Source organism: Amycolatopsis circi (genome assembly GCF_003385235.1).
GTDB lineage: Bacteria > Actinomycetota > Actinomycetes > Mycobacteriales > Pseudonocardiaceae > Amycolatopsis > Amycolatopsis circi.
The window spans coordinates 1-15,182 of record NZ_PQIA01000118.1 but is presented as its reverse complement, the minus strand read 5'-3'; the positions used below and the strand labels follow the sequence as shown (position 1 = coordinate 15,182).

The window sequence follows — 15,182 nt, the reverse complement described above, 5'->3', positions numbered from 1 at the left end:
GACCACAGTGACGGAAACCTGCTGGACTCCGGGCGTGGCGCGGACGTTGACTGGCCGCAGCAGCCCGTCGGTCGTTTCGGAGGTTCAGTGAGGTTCGGCATCGCCGCCCGGTTCGTCGCGCTCGCCGTCGTGTGGGGCGCGAGTTTTCTCTTCATCAAGGTGGGCCTGGAGGGGCTGTCGCCGGCTCAGGTGGCGCTTGCCCGGGTCGCGCTGGGCGCGTTGACGCTCGGCGCGTTCCTGGTGCTGCGCAGGCGATCGCTCCCCCGCGACCCCGCGTTGTGGGCGCATCTCGCGGTGGTTTCGGTGCTGTTCTGCGTGGGCCCGTTCCTGCTGTACTCGTGGGCCGAGCAGTACGTGGCGTCCGGGCTGGCCAGCATCTTCAACGCCACCACTCCCCTGCTGACCATGCTGTTCGCCGCGGCCGCCCTGCCCGCCGAGCGGCTCACCCGGCCGAAAACCGCCGGACTGCTGATCGGTTTCGCGGGCGTGCTCACGCTCGTCGGCGTCTGGCGCGGGATCGACCTCAGCCACGAAGTCCTCGCGCAACTCGCCTGTCTCGGCGCGACCACCTGCTACGGCATGGCTTTCGTGTACCTGCGGAAATTCGTGTCACCGCGCAACCCGGACCCGGTCGTCGTCGCATTCGGGCAAACCGGTTTCGCCACCGTCATCCTGCTTGCCGCGACACCGGTGATCGCCGCGCAGCCAGTACATCTGAATCTCGCCGTGGTTCTGTCGATGCTCGCGCTCGGCGTGCTCGGCACCGGCGTGGCTTACACCTGGAACACCGCCATCGCGACCGCCTGGGGCGCGGCCAACGCGTCGGCTGTGACCTACCTCACTCCAGTGGTCGGAGTTCTGCTCGGAGTGTTGGTCCTCGACGAGCCGGTGCACTGGAACGAGCCCGTCGGCGCGCTGCTCGTGGTGCTCGGCATCCTGGCGTCGCACGGACGGCTTTCCCGGGCGCGCCAACCGGTCCTGGAACGGGCCTGAAACGGCCTGTGGGGGCCGCCGGAGGAGATCCGGCGGCCCCCACAGGTTCGCGCTGCGTTACAGGTACTGACCGGTGTTCGTGGCGGTGTCGATCGCCCGCCCCGATTCCTGGTTCTTGCCGGTGACGAGCGTGCGGATGTAGACGATCCGCTCGCCCTTCTTGCCGGAGATCCGGGCCCAGTCGTCCGGGTTGGTGGTGTTGGGCAGATCCTCGTTCTCCGCGAACTCGTCGACGATCGCGTCCAGCAGATGCTGCACGCGCAGGCCGGGCTGCTTGGTCTCCAGCACCGACTTGATCGCCGACTTCTTCGCCCGGTCCACGATGTTCTGGATCATCGCGCCCGAGTTGAAGTCGCGGAAGTACAGGACTTCCTTGTCCCCGTTGGCGTAGGTGACCTCCAGGAACCGGTTCTCGTCGCTCTCCTCGTACATCCGCTCGACGGTGTGCTGGATCATCGCGTCGAACGTCGCCTTCTGGTCCCCGCCGAACTCCGCCAGGTCGTCGGCGTGGACCGGCAGGCCCTCGGCCAGGTACTTCGAGAAGATGTCCTTCGCGCCCTCGGCGTCCGGCCGCTCGATCTTGATCTTCACGTCGAGCCGGCCCGGCCGCAGGATCGCCGGGTCGATCATGTCCTCGCGGTTGGAGGCGCCGATGACGATGACGTTCTCCAGCCCCTCGACGCCGTCGATCTCCGACAGCAGCTGCGGCACGATCGTGGTCTCCACGTCGGAGGACACGCCCGAGCCGCGGGTGCGGAAGATCGAGTCCATCTCGTCGAAGAACACGATGACCGGGGTGCCTTCGGAGGCCTTTTCCCGCGCCCGCTGGAAGATCAGCCGGATCGACCGCTCGGTCTCGCCGACGAACTTGTTCAGCAGCTCCGGGCCCTTGATGTTGAGGAAGTAGGACTTGCCGTCCGCGGTGTCGCCGCGGGCCTGTGCCACCTTCTTGGCCAGGGAGTTCGCCACCGCCTTGGCGATGAGCGTCTTACCGCAGCCCGGCGGGCCGTACAGCAGGACGCCCTTGGGCGGGCGCAGCTGGTACTCCTGGTACAGGTCCGCGTGCAGGAACGGCAGCTCCACGGCGTCGCGGATCTGCTCGATCTGCCGGGTCAGGCCGCCGATGTCCTCGTAGCGGACGTCCGGCACCTCCTCCAGCACGAGGTCCTCGACCTCGGCCTTCGGAACCCGCTCGTAGGCGTAGCCCGCCTTGGAGTCCACCAGGAGCGAATCGCCCGGTTTGAGCGGCTGCTCGGCGAGCGGACCGGAAAGCAGGACGACCCGCTCCTCGTCCGCGTGGCCGACCACGAGAGCGCGCGTGGCGCCGCCCTCGACGTCCGGTGCGAGCACTTCGCGCAGCGCGCACACCTCGCCGGTGCGCTCGAAATCGCCTCCTTCGACGACCGTGAGCGCCTCGTTGAGCCGCAGCGCCTGCCCGCGCCGCAGCGCCGAGACCTCCACCGCCGGCGACACCGAGACGCGCATCTTGCGCCCCGCGGTGTAGACGTCCACGGTGTTGTCCTCGTACGCCTCGACGAACACCCCGTACCCGCTCGGCGGCTGGGCCAGCCGGTCGACCTCCTCGCGGAGGGCGAGCAACTGGCCCCGCGCCTCGCGCAGGGTTTCGACGAGTTTGGTGTTCCGCTCGGTGAGCTGACTCACCCGTTCCGACGCCTCGGCTAGACGTTGTTCGAGAACGCGGTTCTGTCGCGGGGAATCGGTGAGCCTGCGGCGCAGCAGCGCCACTTCTTCCTCGAGAAAACGGATCTGCCGGGCTTGTTCCTCTGGTGTCTGCCCTGCTCCGCCGGTTGCTGAAGGGTCGGCCTCCTCGCGCCGACCTCCGGGAAGGTCATGATGCATCGGGCACCTCCTCGGAGTGCTTTTCATTCCACGGTACCGGCGATCACCGACAAGAAAAGGCCTTTCCGCATCACAAGACCGGCGCGTCGCGCTTTTTCTTCCGTCCAGCACGGCCGCGAGCGCAGCGCAAGCGGCCGATTCGGTGCCGCGGACCGGATTCCGCTCCGCACGGGTTTCCGCAACGCGGAACTGAACGCACCGCGGATACCCCGCCGCGCGCCCCGCGAACCCGAGTTGCGGGTTGGCTGCGCGGAAACGCGCGCGGCTGGCTAGCATCCCCGGGTGGCCGCGCTCTGCTCGTGGCCAGGACTTTCGCACGCACGGCAGGGGGAACCGAGATGACTTATCCGCCGCAGCAGCCCGGCGGCTACGGACAGCAGCCGAACCCGTACGGGCAGCAGCCCGGCGGCCAGCAGCCGTACGGGCAGCCTCAGCAGGGCGGATGGAACCAGGGCGGGCAGCCGCCGCAGGGCCCGCAGTCCGGCGGATTCCCCTCCGCGCCCGGCCCCGGCGGCCCCGGTCAGGGCCCCTACCAGGGCGGATACCAGCAGGCGGGCGGTCCTCAGCAGTACGGCCAGCAGCCGGACCAGTTCGGGCAATACGGGCAGCAGCCCGACCGGTTCGGGCAGCCCGGCGGGCCGTTCGGGCAGCAGCCGGGCGGCCAGTTCGGCGGGTTCGGCGAGGAGCCGCCGAAAAAGAAGAAGACCGGCCTGATCGTCGGCATCGCGATCGGCGCGGTGGTCGTCCTCGGCGGTGCGACCGGCCTGGTCATCTGGCTCACCGGCGACAGCAAGGACAACAAGACCGCGGCGCCGCCCGCGTCGTCCTCGGCTCCGGCTGCCGGGCCGCAGTCCAGCGGCCCCAGCGGCAGTTCGTCGTCGTCCCCGTCGAGTTCGAGCAGCGGCGACTCCCCGGCTGCGTCCGGGGCGAAGGCGACGTCCGGCGAACTGTTCCAGGCAGCGTCCGAGGCGTACAACAGCTCCGACACCGACGGGCTGTACTCGATGCTCTGCACCAGCGTCACCAAGGGCCAGAAGCCGACCAGCAAGATGCCCTCGGGCATCCACTTCGAGCTGACCGGCAGCCCGCAGGAAAACGGCGACCAAGCGACGGTGAAGTACCACGTCACGATGTCCACCAAGACCGCCGACGGCACTCTCACCGCCCTGCGCGAGGGCGGGGCCTGGTGCCTCGGGAAGGTCAGCACGGACCACTAGGTGAGACGCCGGCTCAGCACGGCACTCGTCCTGCTCGCAGTCGTTGTCGCGGGCGGTGTCCTCGGCCTGGTCTTGATCAGCCTGCCGGGGCCCGCCCGCACCACGACAGAACCGCCCGCTCCCCCGCCTCCGCCGCGCAGCAGCGCGTCCCCGAGTCCCGCGCCCGCGGCGGATCAGGCCGCGATCGCCGCGCTGGCGCGCACTCTCGTCGACGCGATCACGCGCGCCGACTCCGCCGAATTCGGCACTCTCACTTGCAAACCGCAAACTGCCGCGGCGTTGAAGGAACTCCAGGCGAAATGGGACGCCGCGGGCCCGCTTCGCGTCTCACTCACTGGACAGCCGGTGATCGGAGGCGACGATGCCACCGTGACGGTCCGGGTCGAAGGCGCTGGCGGGCACAAGGACACGCCGTTCCCGCTGCGGCGCGAGAACGGTCGTTGGTGCGTCCCTGGTTAGCCTTTGCCCTTGCTGGGCCGGCGTGAAACACGCGGCGACACCGTGCCGTCCGCGAGACGGCGGGCAGTGAGCAGGAATGCGGTGTGCGCGACCATCCGATGGTCCGGCCGCACCGCGAGGCCGACGACGTGCCAGGGACGCATCAGCGTCTCCCACGACTCCGGCTCGGTCCAGCACTGCTGTTCCCGCAGCGATTCCGTGACGCGGGACAGCTGGGTGACAGTCGCGACGTAGACCGTCAGCACCCCGCCGGGCACGAGATGCGCGGCGACGTTCGGCAACTGGTCCCACGGCGCGAGCATGTCCAGCACGACCCGGTCGACCTCGCCGGTGTGCGTGGCCAGATCGGCGACGGTGAGCGTCCAATTGTCCGGCTTCTCGCCGAAGAACTTCTCGACGTTGCGCTCGGCGTGCTCGGCGTGGTCGTCGCGGATCTCGTAGGAGAACACCTGTCCGGCCGGACCGACCGCGCGCAGCAGCGAGCACGTGAGCGCGCCCGAACCGGCACCGGCTTCGAGGACGCGCGCGCCCGGGAAGATGTCGCCCCACATCACGATCTGCGCGGCGTCCTTGGGGTAAATCACCTGTGCGCCACGAGGCATCGACAGCACGTAGTCCGGCAGCAACGGCCGCAGCGCGAGATACGTGCTGCCGCCCGCCGAAGTGACCACGCTGCCCTCCGGACGGCCGATGAGGTCGTCGTGCGCGAGCGCGCCGCGGTGCGTGTGGTACTCGCCGCCGTCGGCGAGCGTGAGGGTGTAGTGCCTGCCTTTCGAGTCCGTCAGCTGAACCCGGTCACCTGCACGAAACGGTCCGCTGACCGACAACTTCTTCCTCCACTGCAAACCCGGAACGCCGACGTCGAATCCTCGCAGGTCGTCCCGCGCGCGTCGTGCCCGGGTGCCTCACTGAGCGCGACGGCCCTGCATCAACGCGGTCCGCAGGTCCTCGCGGCGCAACACGCCCGCGGGACGGCCTTCGTCGTCGACCACGAGGAACTGCCAGGCAGGCGTCTCGCGCACCCGCTCGGCGATCTCCTCCCCCGGCTCCGACGCCAGCAGCACTGTCTCGGCACGAATCGGCTCGGCAGCTTGTTCGGCGGGCGCGTGCGGACTGATGCTCGCCAGCTGTTGCGCAGTTTGCTCGTCCAGCAAGCCCGCCGCGACGCCGTCCGCGCGCACCAGCACCACTCCCCGTCCCGCCGACGCGGCCAAGGCGTCGGATACCGGGCTCTCCGCGGGCAGCTGCAGCACCGGACGGACCAAATCGGACAGTTCCAGCCCGGCAGGCCAGCCCCGCCGAGCTTCCGCGGCCAGCTCGGACCGCGCGCCGAGAATCACGAACCACGCCGTCACAACGCACACGCCGAGCCGCAGCCAGCGGTCCGGGCTCTGCATCGCCAAGCCGAGCAGCGCCCAGACGATCAGCCCGGTCGCGACCAGCGCGCCGCCGGCGACCGCGGCCTTCGTTCCTTTGGCCCGCAACCCGGTCATCGCCCAGACGCCCGCGCGCACGAGCCGTCCGCCGTCCAACGGCAGCCCCGGCAGCAGGTTGAACAACCCGACGGCGAAGTTGGCCACCGCGCACTCCGCGACCAGCAGCCACACCGCTCCGTCCGGCGGCACCGCGAACAGCAGCAGCGAACAGAACCCGCCCAGCACCAGCGAAACCGCCGGACCCGCCGCGGCGACAAGCCCTTCCTGACCCGGCCGCCGCGGCGTACGGGCCACTTCGGACAGTCCGCCGAGAAGGAACAGCCGCAGCCGCCGGACCGGAATCCCGAGCCGCAACGCGACGAGACAGTGGCCCAGTTCGTGCGCGAGCACGGAAAGCCCGAGCAGCACCGCGAACGCGGCGGCGAGCAGCCACGCGGTCGGCGTCGAAACATCCGGGAGCAGCCGGCCGACCAGCGGCGCGTAGAGCACCACGATGATCAGCGACCCGATCCACCACGACGGGGCAAGCAAAACGGGCACCCCGCCGACCCGGAACAGCAGCAACCCGCCGTCCCCGCCGGCGCGCCGAGCGGGCCCGGCACCGTGCTGACTGGTCGCGGCCATGCCGGACAGCGTAAGGGTCGGCGTGTGGGAAGGCGGTGACCCGGGTTATTTGCGCGGGTTGGTTGGCGCGGGTTGTGTTTGATGGCGCCGACTGTGTTTGATGGCGCCGGCTTCGCCGTCGCGTGCGGGATCGCCTTTAAGTCGGCGTGTGGGGCTCGCCGGCGTGAGGGGCCTTCGGCCTGTCACGCCGGCGAGCCCCACACGCCGACGCGATCCCGCGTTGGGGTTGAGTTGGGGGGTCTGGTTGATCACCGCGACTGACGGCCAACTAGCGCCCGCCGCTCCTAGTGCGGAGCGTGACGGTGGGCACGGCGGTCGTGCGGAGCGGGGTGTTGGGGCTGAGGTTGGTCTGGTGGGGTTGGTTGGGGCCGGGTGAGCTGGGTATTGGGGCGAGGTCCGGGCCAGCTCACCTTGGCCGCTTAACTCGCCAGCGGGATCGCGCCGACGTTTGGGGCTGGGCGGCGTGTCAGGCCGAAGGCCCCACACGCCGCCCAGCCCCAAACGTCGGCTTAAAGGCGATCCCGCCCGCGCTGGCGAAGCCGGCGCCAACAAACACAGCGGTGCCATCAAACACAGCGGCGCCAAACAATTGTCGTACCCCGGCGTTACGCTCTGCCCATGTCCGACACCGCCACGGCCACTAACCCTCCCGGGTCGGCCGACGCGCCCGCCAGGAGGCGGCCTGCGTTGTCGCCGTCCCGGGCGAGCGATTTCAAGCAGTGCCCGCTGCTCTATCGGTTCCGCGCGGTCGATCGGCTGCCGGAGGTGCCCACGCGGGCACAGCTGCGCGGCACGCTCGTCCACGCCGTTTTGGAGCGGCTTTTCGCCCTCCCCGCCGCCGAACGGGTCGCCCCGCGCGCGAAGGAGCTGTTAGCGCCGACCTGGACGGAGCTGTCCGGCGACAGTCCGGAGTGGACGGAGCTGTTCGCGGACGGCGAACCTGGCGAGACCGACAAGTGGCTGGCCTCGGCCGAAAAGCTGCTCGATTCGTATTTCGAGCTGGAGGATCCGCGCCGGTTGGAGCCGGAGGCGTGCGAGCTGCACGTGGAGATCGAGCTGGGTTCGGGGGTGCTGCTGCGCGGGTACATCGACCGGGTGGATGTCGCTCCGACCGGCGAGATCCGGGTCGTGGACTACAAAACCGGCGCTGCCCCGCGCGAAATCGGCGAGGCCAAAGCGCTGTTCCAGATGAAGTTCTACGCGTTGGTGCTGTGGCGGTTGCGCGGGGTCGTCCCGCGGCAGCTGAAGCTGATGTACCTCACGGACGGCCAGTCGCTGGCCTATACGCCGGACGAGGGCGAGCTGGTCCGGTTCGAGCGCACGCTGGAAGCGATCTGGCAGGCGATCCTGAAGGCGGGCAAGACCGGCGATTTCCGGCCGAACAAGGGCAAGCTGTGCTCGTGGTGCGATCACCAGGCGCATTGCCCGGAGTTCGGCGGCACGCCGCCGGAGTATCCGGGCTGGCCGGAGCCGGATCCGGGCGAGGAGACGGCATTGGACCGGGCCGACTGATGGGCGACGCGTTCTTCCTCCCGCTCGGCGACGAGCGGTACGAGGCGACGGAGCACACCACCGGCCCGTGGAATCCGGGCGCGCAGCATTTCGGCCCGCCGTCGGCACTGCTGGTGCGCGGGCTCGAGCGGCTGGAGTCGAAGCACCCTGCTCAGCTCGCGCGGGTGACGGTCGAGATCCTCGGCCCGGCTCCGGTGGGCGAACTGGAGCAGCGGTCGTGGATCGAACGGCCGGGCCGGACGGTCGAATTGGTCCAGTCCGAGCTGTCCGCGAACGGCCGGACGGTCGCGCGGGCGTCGGGGTGGCGGATCGCGACGTCCGACACCGCCGGCATCGCCACCGACGGCGGTCCGCTCCTGCCCGCGGCGGACGCGGGCAGCGAGGCGGCCTTCCCGGACGACTGGCAGGGCGGCTATCTGCACGCGATCGAGTGGCGTGCGGTCCGCGGCGCGATCTCCGCGCCGGGCCCGGCCGCGGTGTGGGGACGACAGCGGTATCCGCTGGTAGACGGCGAGGAACCGACCGGCCTGCAGCGGCTGTTCGCCATCGCCGACTCCGGCAACGGGGTGTCGCATTTCCTGCCGACGGGCGAGTGGTGGTTCATCAACTCGGAACTCACCGTGCACCTGCGCCGGATCCCCGAGGGCGAGTGGATCGGCCTCGACGCGGTGACGCTGGTCGGGCCGCACGGCGTCGGCACCGCGACCAGTACTCTGCACGATCGTTCCGGTCCGGTCGGCACCGGCGCGCAGGCTTTGCTGGTGCGTCCGCGACAGGCCGGGGGCGGATGAGCGCGCCGCGGCGGGCAAGTCCGATAGCCTTCGCGGAACGACCGACAAGGGAGCGCTCCGGCATGCAGATCACCTCGGTGGTCAACCAGAAGGGCGGGGTGGGCAAAACCTCGCTGAGCGTGGGCGCGGCCGCGGCCCTCGCCGAACGCGGCAGGCGGGTGCTGCTCGTCGACCTCGACCCGCAGGGGCACGCGACCACCGAGATGCTCGGCATGGACGAGGTCCCGGCGGACGCGCCCAGCCTGGCGAAGGCGCTGACGAAGCTGTGGAAGGGCCCGATCGAGCAGCTGGCGGTGCCGCATCCGCGCAGCAACATCGGCCGCGGCGGCGCGCTCGACGTGATCCCGACGTCCCCCGGCATGTTCGACCTGATCCGCAGACTGGACCAGTTCCGCGTTCCCGGCTGGCAGCTGGCGAGGGTGATCCAGTTCGCCCACTACGACCACGTGATCATCGACTGCCCGCCCGCCCAGGACGTGCTGACGAACAACGCACTGGCGGCTTCGCACGGCATCCTGGTCCCGGTCCAGCCGGACAAGACGAGCATCCGGGCCCTGCGCCTCCTGTCGGAACAGGTCCGCTACGTAGAACAAACGACCGGCCGCGCCCCCATCGCCTGGTTCGGCATCGTCCCCGGTCTTTATCGCCGCCCCATCTCCCACTACGCAGCCGCCGCCTTGCAGGACATGTACTCCTTCGGCATCCCCATGCTCTCGCACGTCCCGCTAGGCGTAGTGATGAACGAGGCCGCCGCCCACGGCGTTCCGGTCACGACCTTCGCCCCGGAAACCATCCAAGCAGTCTCGTTCCGAGAAATCGCCGAAACGCTGGACAGCTACCTAGCCCAAAACCCAGGCCCCACCGAAGTCCCCGCCGACGACGAGTTCGTCTTCGAAGACTTCATCTCCGAAGTCGCGGTAGCCCGCAACGTCAACGACAACGGCGCCCGCAAAAAACTCTACGACCTAATGCCGAAACGCCCGAACCGCCCGCGCTAACGACTGTCCACTTCAGACTTCAAACCCAACGGGACCACCACGCGGGATCGCGCCGGCGTTTGGGGCTCACCGGCGTGACAGGCCGAAGGCCCCTCACGCCGGTGAGCCCCCAAACGCCGGCTTAAAAGCGATCCCGCACGCGGCGGCGGAGCCGACGCCAAAAACACAGCTTGGTGACCGTCAAAGCCGACAGGACCGAATATCCGACGCCAACACCGCTTTCGCGCCAGTCTCGGCAAGTTCGTCCATGATCCGGTTAACTTCCTTACGCGGCACCATCGCCCGCACCGCGACCCACTTCTCATCCGCCAACGGAGCCACCGTAGGCGACTCCAACCCAGGCGTAATAGAAATAGCCCGCTCAAGAATCTCCCGAGGGCAGTCGTAATCCAGCATCATGTAGTGCTGCGCGAACACAACCCCCTGCAACCGAGCCGCCAACTGCGATTTGGCCCGAGACCCGTCACTCCCAGCCCGCTGCAACAACACAGCCTCGGAAGCACAAATCGGCTCCCCGAACGCCACCAAATTGTGCTGCCGCAACGACCGCCCAGACTCGACCACATCGGCAATAGCATCCGCCACCCCGAGCTGAATCGAAATCTCCACCGCCCCGTCGAGCCGAATCACCTCAGCCTCAACGCCATGCCGGGCGAGATCGTCCCGAACGAGCCGCGGATACGACGTAGCCAGCCGCTTCCCGTGCAGGTCAGTCGGCTTCCAGTCCCGCCCGGCAGGCGCGGCGTACCGGAACGTCGACGCCCCGAACCCGAGCGCGAGCACCTCGTCCACCGGCGCTCCCGAATCGAGCGCGAGGTCGCGTCCGGTGATCCCGAGGTCCAGCTCGCCGGAGCCGACGTAGATGGCGATGTCCTTGGGGCGGAGGAAGAAGAACTCGACCTCGTTGACCGGGTCGAGCACGGTCAGGTCCTTGCCGTCATGTCGCTTGCGGTAGCCCGCCTCGGAAAGCATCTCCGCCGACGCGGCGGCGAGGGCTCCCTTGTTCGGCACGGCAACACGCAGCATTCGCTCTTCTCCTCGGTCTCCGGTGCGCGAGCGCGTCACAGGTAGCGGTACACGTCCTCGGTCGAGATCCCCCGGCCGAGCATGAGCACCTGCACCCGGTACAGCAGTTGCGAGATCTCCTCCGACAGCCGGTCGTCGGACTCGTGCTCGGCGGCGATCCACACCTCGCCCGCCTCTTCGAGCACCTTCTTGCCTTGGGCGTGCACTCCGGCGTCCAGTGCGGCGACGGTGCCGGACCCGTCGGGACGGGTACGCGCGCGCTCGGCAAGCTCCGCGAACAGCTCATCGAAGGTCTTCACGGGGCCGAATCCTTTCATCCCGCGCTCGTCCGCGCCGTTCCGGGTGACCCGGAAGCCGCCGAGGTCACAGCGACGGCAGCAGCGCGGCCAGTTCGGGCACGCCGACGCCCGCCAGCGACGTGCGGAACACCCGGCGCGGGCCGTCCGGGACGGGCACGTCGTTGGGCACGACGAGCACCGTGCAGCCAGCGCTTTCGGCCGATTCCGCACCCGGCGGCGAGTCTTCGACCGCGACGCACCGCTGCGGCGCCACGCCGAGCAGTTCGGCGGCCTTCAGATAGGGCCGAGGGAGGGGCTTGTTCTGGCCGTCGACCTCGTCGCCGCAGACCGTGACGTCGAAGAATTCCCGCCCGATCGTGTTGAGCGCGAGTTCGGTCAGCGCCCGTTCGGTGGAGGTGACCAGCGCGGACTTGAGCCCGGCCGCGCGGACCGCGGCCAGCGCCTCGCGCGCGCCCGGACGCCAGGGCAGCGCGTCGTCGAACAGCCCGGCGGTGCGGCGGCGGATCCACTCCCCCGTCTCCGCGACCGCTTCCGGGGTGACCAGGCGGCCGGTCTGCTCGAGCAGCACGGTGGCGGTGGCGTCCATGTTGGACCCCACGAGAGTCATCCGGATTTCCTCCGAAAGCGCGCCGCCGAGCGCCTCGGCGGCCTCGTACAGCGCGACGTCCCACAGTTTCTCGGAATCGACGAGGGTGCCGTCCATGTCCCAGAGGACAGCCGCCAGTCCGTCCGAAGAGGACGGTGCAGTCACAGTTTCTCCTTGTCCGGCGCCGCGCCCCGGCGGGGCGCGCTCCCCTCCAGCGTCCCACGCGGACCGCCGTGAGCGGGGCCACACCCGTCCTGTGACACGCGGGGGCGGACACGCTGCGCAGCGTAGGTGCCCGAGGCCGTAGGCTGGTCAGGTGAGTGAGCCTGTCGACGACACCCCGCGGCCCGGCGACCCGGAGCAGGACCGCGCCGATGCCCCACGCCCGATCATGATTTTGGCCTTCGAGGGCTGGAACGACGCGGGCGACGCGGCCAGTCAGGCGATCGAACACCTCCAGCTCACGTGGGACGCGACGCCGCTGGCCGAGATCGAGCCGGACGACTACTACGACTTCCAGGTCAGCCGCCCCACGGTGAAGATGGTCGACGGCATCACCCGGCGGGTCGAATGGCCCACCACCCGGCTGTCGGTGTGCCGTCCCGAGGGCTTCGACCGCGACCTCGTGCTGGTGCAGGGCCCGGAGCCGAACATGCGCTGGCGGAAGTTCTGCGCGGAGATCGTGGAGCACGTCCAGGAGCTGGACGTGTCGATGGTGATCGCGCTCGGCGCCCTGCTGGCCGACACCGCGCACACCCGCCCGGTCCCGGTGACCGGGACGGCTTACGACAAGGACACCGCGAGCAAGTACCGGCTCGAGGTGAGCAACTACCAGGGCCCGACCGGGATCGTCGGAATCCTGCAGGACTACTGCGTGCAGGCCGGCATCCCGGCGGTGTCGATCTGGGCCGCGGTGCCGCACTACGTCTCGCACCCGCCGTCGCCGAAGGCCACGCTGGCGCTGCTGCACAAGCTGGAGGACGTCCTCGACGTCGAGATCCCGCTCGGCGCGCTGCCGGAGCAGGCCGAGGAATGGCAGCAGACGGTCAGCGAGATGGCCGACGAGGACGAGGAAATCAGCGAGTACGTGCGCAGCCTCGAGGAACGCGGCGACGCCGAGACCGACTTCACCATGGAAGAGGTCTCGGGCGACAAGATCGCCGCCGAATTCGAGCGGTATCTGCGCCGCCGTCGGCCCGGGCAGGACGGCGGCGGGTTCGGGCTCCGCTGACTCCTCGCGAGTGGCGTTGCCGGTTCTAACCGGCATCAGCGCGCACGACACACCGTGCGGCAGCCGCCACGAGCGAGGGAACGCACGGTGAGCACAGCGACACGAACAGTGAGCTGAGCCGCCCGGCGGAATGACGGTGCCTGCGCCGTTGACTGATCGCTTCGCGCTGCTCTGGTGCCTTCCCGAGCGCGTCTCGTTGACTGGGCTGGCGCGAGCGACGTCGCGCGGACCAGGAGGTACGAGAATGTTCGGCAAGGCTCTAGCGGCGGCAGTGCTCGCGGCGGGCGCGGTCACCGCGTCGGCGGCGACAGCATCGGCGGCACCGGTTTCTCCGGTGACCGCGCAGGATTTCGGTGCCTGCATGGACTACGCGGTGGGTGAGTACGACATCGAGCCCTGGCTCGCGCACGACGCGTGCGACGCCGGCTCGTTCGAGGAGTGCTACTGGGTCCTCCGCCGCGCCGACGTTCCCGCCCAGGTCGCGGCGACGGCTTGCCGGCTCTCGTTCGACTGATCCGCGGCTGAGCGCAGCCGGGACGCGAACGCGCCGATCGCGTCCCGCTGTGCTCAGGCGGTGAACAGCTTCCGCACCGGAACCGCGCCCCGGGCCCGCTTCCGCCACTCCCGCGGATAGCCGAGCGACACCTCCTCGAAGCGCACTCCGTCCGCGGACGTCGTGCGCGGGATGTGCAGGTGCCCGTACACGGCCAGCTCGGCGCGGTAGCGCAGGTGCCAGTCCTCGGTCTGCGTGGTGCCGCACCAGAGCGCGAAATCGGGGTAGTACAACGGGTTCGTCGGGTGCCGGTGCAGCGGCCAGTGCGACATCAGGATCGTGCGGCGGTCGGCCGGGATCGCGTCCAGCCGGTCGCGGCTCACCTTCAGCCGTTGCTCGCACCAGGCCGCCCGCGACTCGTACGGGTCCGGGTGCAGGTAGTACTCGTCGGTGCACACGACGCCGATTTCGCGCGCGTGCGCGAGCGCCTCTTCGCGGGTCTTGCCCTCGGTCGCCGGGGTGCGCCAGCTGTAGTCGTAGAACACGAACAGCGGCGCGATCGTCAGCGGTTCCGGGCCGAAGTCCCACACCGGGAACTCGTCCTCGGGCGTGAGCACGCCGATCTCGCGGCACTGCTCCACCAGGAACTCGTACCGCGCCTGGCCGCGCAGCTGGCATTCGTCGTTCGGCGTGGTCCACAGCTCGTGGTTGCCCGGGACCCACACGACCTTCGCGAACCGCTCGCGCAGCCTCGCGAGCGTCTCCCGGACGACCTTGGCGGACTCGGCGACGTCGCCGGCGACGAGCAGCCAGTCGCCGGGATCGTCGGGCACGACCTCGTCGACGATCGGGCCGTTGCCCTCGTGGGTCACGTGGAGGTCGCTGGTGGCGAAGAGAGACGGCACTTGTCCACCGTAACGACTTTCCGCGCCCGGGAGCGCCGGAACCGCCCATTCCCCCACCCCAGAACGACCAGCCCGGCGCTCACGTGAAGGCTTGCCTGCGCGTTCAGCAGCACTGTCGGACCGGTCACCGCGACGAGCGCGCCGGCGAGCAGCGAACCGGCCGCCGTGCCCGCGGCCATCAGCGCGTACACCGTGCTCAGCACCCGTCCCGCCCGGTCCGGGCCGGTCTCCGCCTGCACGTGCGACAGCAGTCCGGCGCCGGCCACCACGGCCGGCGCGCCGACGGCCATGAACAGCCCGACGTACACCCCGAGCACCGTCGTCGCGCCCGGCAGATTCCAGATCGCCACCGACATCAGGCCTGCGGCGACCAGGCCCCAGCCCTGCAACAGCACCGGCGCGACCCGGCGCGCGAGCGTCGCCACCGCGAACCCGGCCGCCAGCCCGCCGATCGCCTGCACGCCCCGCAACAACCCGGCGTCGGCCTCACTGCCGCGGAGGATGTCGAGCACGAACACCACGAAGAGCACCAGGAACATGCCTTGCGCGAGCGAAGTCAGCAACGCCGACACGCTCGTCGGCCGGAGGCGCTTGCCCGCCAGATCGCGGAGCCCCGCCAGCCAATCCGTCTGTTCGGGCGCGGTTTTCCGCACCGCCGCCCGACGGAACGGCAACGCGAGCAGCATCCCGGCGACTCCGAGCGCGACCAGGTAGCCGACGATCACCTGCTCCAGGCCGCCCCACCCCAGCAA

General features: G+C 69.8%; 16 protein-coding genes. 8 read left to right on the top strand and 8 right to left on the bottom strand.

Annotation, left to right across the window (positions count from 1 at the left end; translation table 11 throughout):
* The first annotated feature begins 87 nt into the window (after window positions 1–87).
* Window positions 88–993: a DMT family transporter gene (locus D0D37_RS35565; RefSeq protein ID WP_116204969.1), complete on the top strand. Its 906-nt coding sequence runs from the start codon at window positions 88–90 to the stop codon at window positions 991–993.
* Window positions 994–1,050: 57 nt separating this feature from the next.
* Here D0D37_RS35565 and arc read toward each other — a convergent pair whose 3' ends face one another.
* Window positions 1,051–2,853: a proteasome ATPase gene (gene arc / locus D0D37_RS35560; RefSeq protein ID WP_116204968.1), complete on the bottom strand. Its 1,803-nt coding sequence runs from the start codon at window positions 2,851–2,853 to the stop codon at window positions 1,051–1,053.
* A 338-nt stretch (window positions 2,854–3,191) separates the two neighbouring features.
* On the opposite strand from arc, the gene D0D37_RS35555 reads away from it, so the two are divergent.
* A complete protein-coding gene (locus D0D37_RS35555; protein ID WP_162834626.1) occupies window positions 3,192–4,070 on the top strand; it encodes a hypothetical protein in 879 nt (292 codons plus the stop codon).
* Window positions 4,071–4,529: a hypothetical protein gene (locus tag D0D37_RS48215; RefSeq protein WP_116204966.1), complete on the top strand. Its 459-nt coding sequence runs from the start codon at window positions 4,071–4,073 to the stop codon at window positions 4,527–4,529.
* On the opposite strand, the gene D0D37_RS35545 is transcribed toward D0D37_RS48215, so the two are convergent.
* Both D0D37_RS35545 and D0D37_RS35540 read right to left on the bottom strand, forming a co-directional pair.
* Window positions 4,526–5,356 (bottom strand): tRNA (adenine-N1)-methyltransferase, encoded by an 831-nt coding sequence (locus D0D37_RS35545; RefSeq protein WP_116204965.1) that lies wholly within the window; start codon window positions 5,354–5,356, stop codon window positions 4,526–4,528. The genes D0D37_RS48215 and D0D37_RS35545 overlap by 4 nt on opposite strands.
* A 78-nt stretch (window positions 5,357–5,434) precedes the next feature.
* Complete coding sequence (locus D0D37_RS35540) at window positions 5,435–6,589, bottom strand: M50 family metallopeptidase (RefSeq protein WP_116204964.1); 1,155 nt, start codon at window positions 6,587–6,589, stop codon at window positions 5,435–5,437.
* Window positions 6,590–7,201: 612 nt separating this feature from the next.
* Between D0D37_RS35540 and D0D37_RS35535 the strand changes: the two genes are divergently transcribed.
* The 3 genes from D0D37_RS35535 (at window position 7,202) to D0D37_RS35525 (ending at window position 9,890) form a co-directional block, all read left to right on the top strand.
* Complete coding sequence (locus D0D37_RS35535) at window positions 7,202–8,101, top strand: RecB family exonuclease (RefSeq protein WP_425266992.1); 900 nt, start codon at window positions 7,202–7,204, stop codon at window positions 8,099–8,101.
* On the top strand, window positions 8,101–8,892 hold the full coding sequence (locus D0D37_RS35530; RefSeq protein WP_116204962.1) for a thioesterase family protein: 792 nt from the start codon (window positions 8,101–8,103) through the stop codon (window positions 8,890–8,892). The genes D0D37_RS35535 and D0D37_RS35530 overlap by 1 nt, the downstream gene beginning before the upstream one ends.
* 62 nt (window positions 8,893–8,954) lie before the next feature.
* Window positions 8,955–9,890, top strand: coding sequence for a ParA family protein (locus D0D37_RS35525; RefSeq protein WP_116204961.1), 936 nt, complete (start codon window positions 8,955–8,957; stop codon window positions 9,888–9,890).
* Between the two features lie 180 nt (window positions 9,891–10,070).
* On the opposite strand, the gene hisG is transcribed toward D0D37_RS35525, so the two are convergent.
* The 3 genes from hisG to D0D37_RS35510 form a co-directional block, all read right to left on the bottom strand.
* Complete coding sequence (hisG, locus tag D0D37_RS35520; protein ID WP_116204960.1) at window positions 10,071–10,916, bottom strand: ATP phosphoribosyltransferase; 846 nt, start codon at window positions 10,914–10,916, stop codon at window positions 10,071–10,073.
* Window positions 10,917–10,951: 35 nt separating this feature from the next.
* Window positions 10,952–11,215 carry a phosphoribosyl-ATP diphosphatase gene (locus tag D0D37_RS35515; RefSeq protein WP_027927607.1) on the bottom strand — a complete coding sequence of 88 codons (264 nt, stop codon included), beginning with the start codon at window positions 11,213–11,215 and terminating at the stop codon, window positions 10,952–10,954.
* Window positions 11,216–11,279: 64 nt separating this feature from the next.
* Window positions 11,280–11,966 carry an HAD family hydrolase gene (locus D0D37_RS35510; RefSeq protein ID WP_116204959.1) on the bottom strand — a complete coding sequence of 229 codons (687 nt, stop codon included), beginning with the start codon at window positions 11,964–11,966 and terminating at the stop codon, window positions 11,280–11,282.
* Between the two features lie 151 nt (window positions 11,967–12,117).
* On the opposite strand from D0D37_RS35510, the gene D0D37_RS35505 reads away from it, so the two are divergent.
* A complete protein-coding gene (locus tag D0D37_RS35505) occupies window positions 12,118–13,032 on the top strand; it encodes a PAC2 family protein (protein ID WP_116204958.1) in 915 nt (304 codons plus the stop codon).
* 244 nt (window positions 13,033–13,276) lie between these two features.
* Window positions 13,277–13,546, top strand: coding sequence for a hypothetical protein (locus D0D37_RS35500; RefSeq protein WP_116204957.1), 270 nt, complete (start codon window positions 13,277–13,279; stop codon window positions 13,544–13,546).
* A gap of 53 nt (window positions 13,547–13,599) precedes the next feature.
* Here the strand turns inward: D0D37_RS35500 and D0D37_RS35495 are convergent, their stop codons facing one another.
* Both D0D37_RS35495 and D0D37_RS35490 read right to left on the bottom strand, forming a co-directional pair.
* Window positions 13,600–14,430: a metallophosphoesterase family protein gene (locus D0D37_RS35495; RefSeq protein ID WP_116204956.1), complete on the bottom strand. Its 831-nt coding sequence runs from the start codon at window positions 14,428–14,430 to the stop codon at window positions 13,600–13,602.
* Window positions 14,394–15,182: MFS transporter (locus D0D37_RS35490; protein ID WP_162834625.1), on the bottom strand; the 789-nt coding region annotated here is incomplete at its 5' end. The genes D0D37_RS35495 and D0D37_RS35490, both read right to left, overlap by 37 nt.

Excerpts from the sequence above, each read along its gene's own strand:
- arc (WP_116204968.1), bottom strand. The coding sequence starts at position 2,853 with ATGCATCATGACCTTCCCGGAGGTCGGCGCGAGGAGGCCGACCCTTCA.
- D0D37_RS35555 (WP_162834626.1), top strand. The coding sequence starts at position 3,192 with ATGACTTATCCGCCGCAGCAGCCCGGCGGCTACGGACAGCAGCCGAAC.
- D0D37_RS35540 (WP_116204964.1), bottom strand. The coding sequence starts at position 6,589 with ATGGCCGCGACCAGTCAGCACGGTGCCGGGCCCGCTCGGCGCGCCGGC.
- D0D37_RS35530 (WP_116204962.1), top strand. The coding sequence starts at position 8,101 with ATGGGCGACGCGTTCTTCCTCCCGCTCGGCGACGAGCGGTACGAGGCG.
- D0D37_RS35525 (WP_116204961.1), top strand. The coding sequence starts at position 8,955 with ATGCAGATCACCTCGGTGGTCAACCAGAAGGGCGGGGTGGGCAAAACC.
- hisG (WP_116204960.1), bottom strand. The coding sequence starts at position 10,916 with ATGCTGCGTGTTGCCGTGCCGAACAAGGGAGCCCTCGCCGCCGCGTCG.
- D0D37_RS35500 (WP_116204957.1), top strand. The coding sequence starts at position 13,277 with ATGTTCGGCAAGGCTCTAGCGGCGGCAGTGCTCGCGGCGGGCGCGGTC.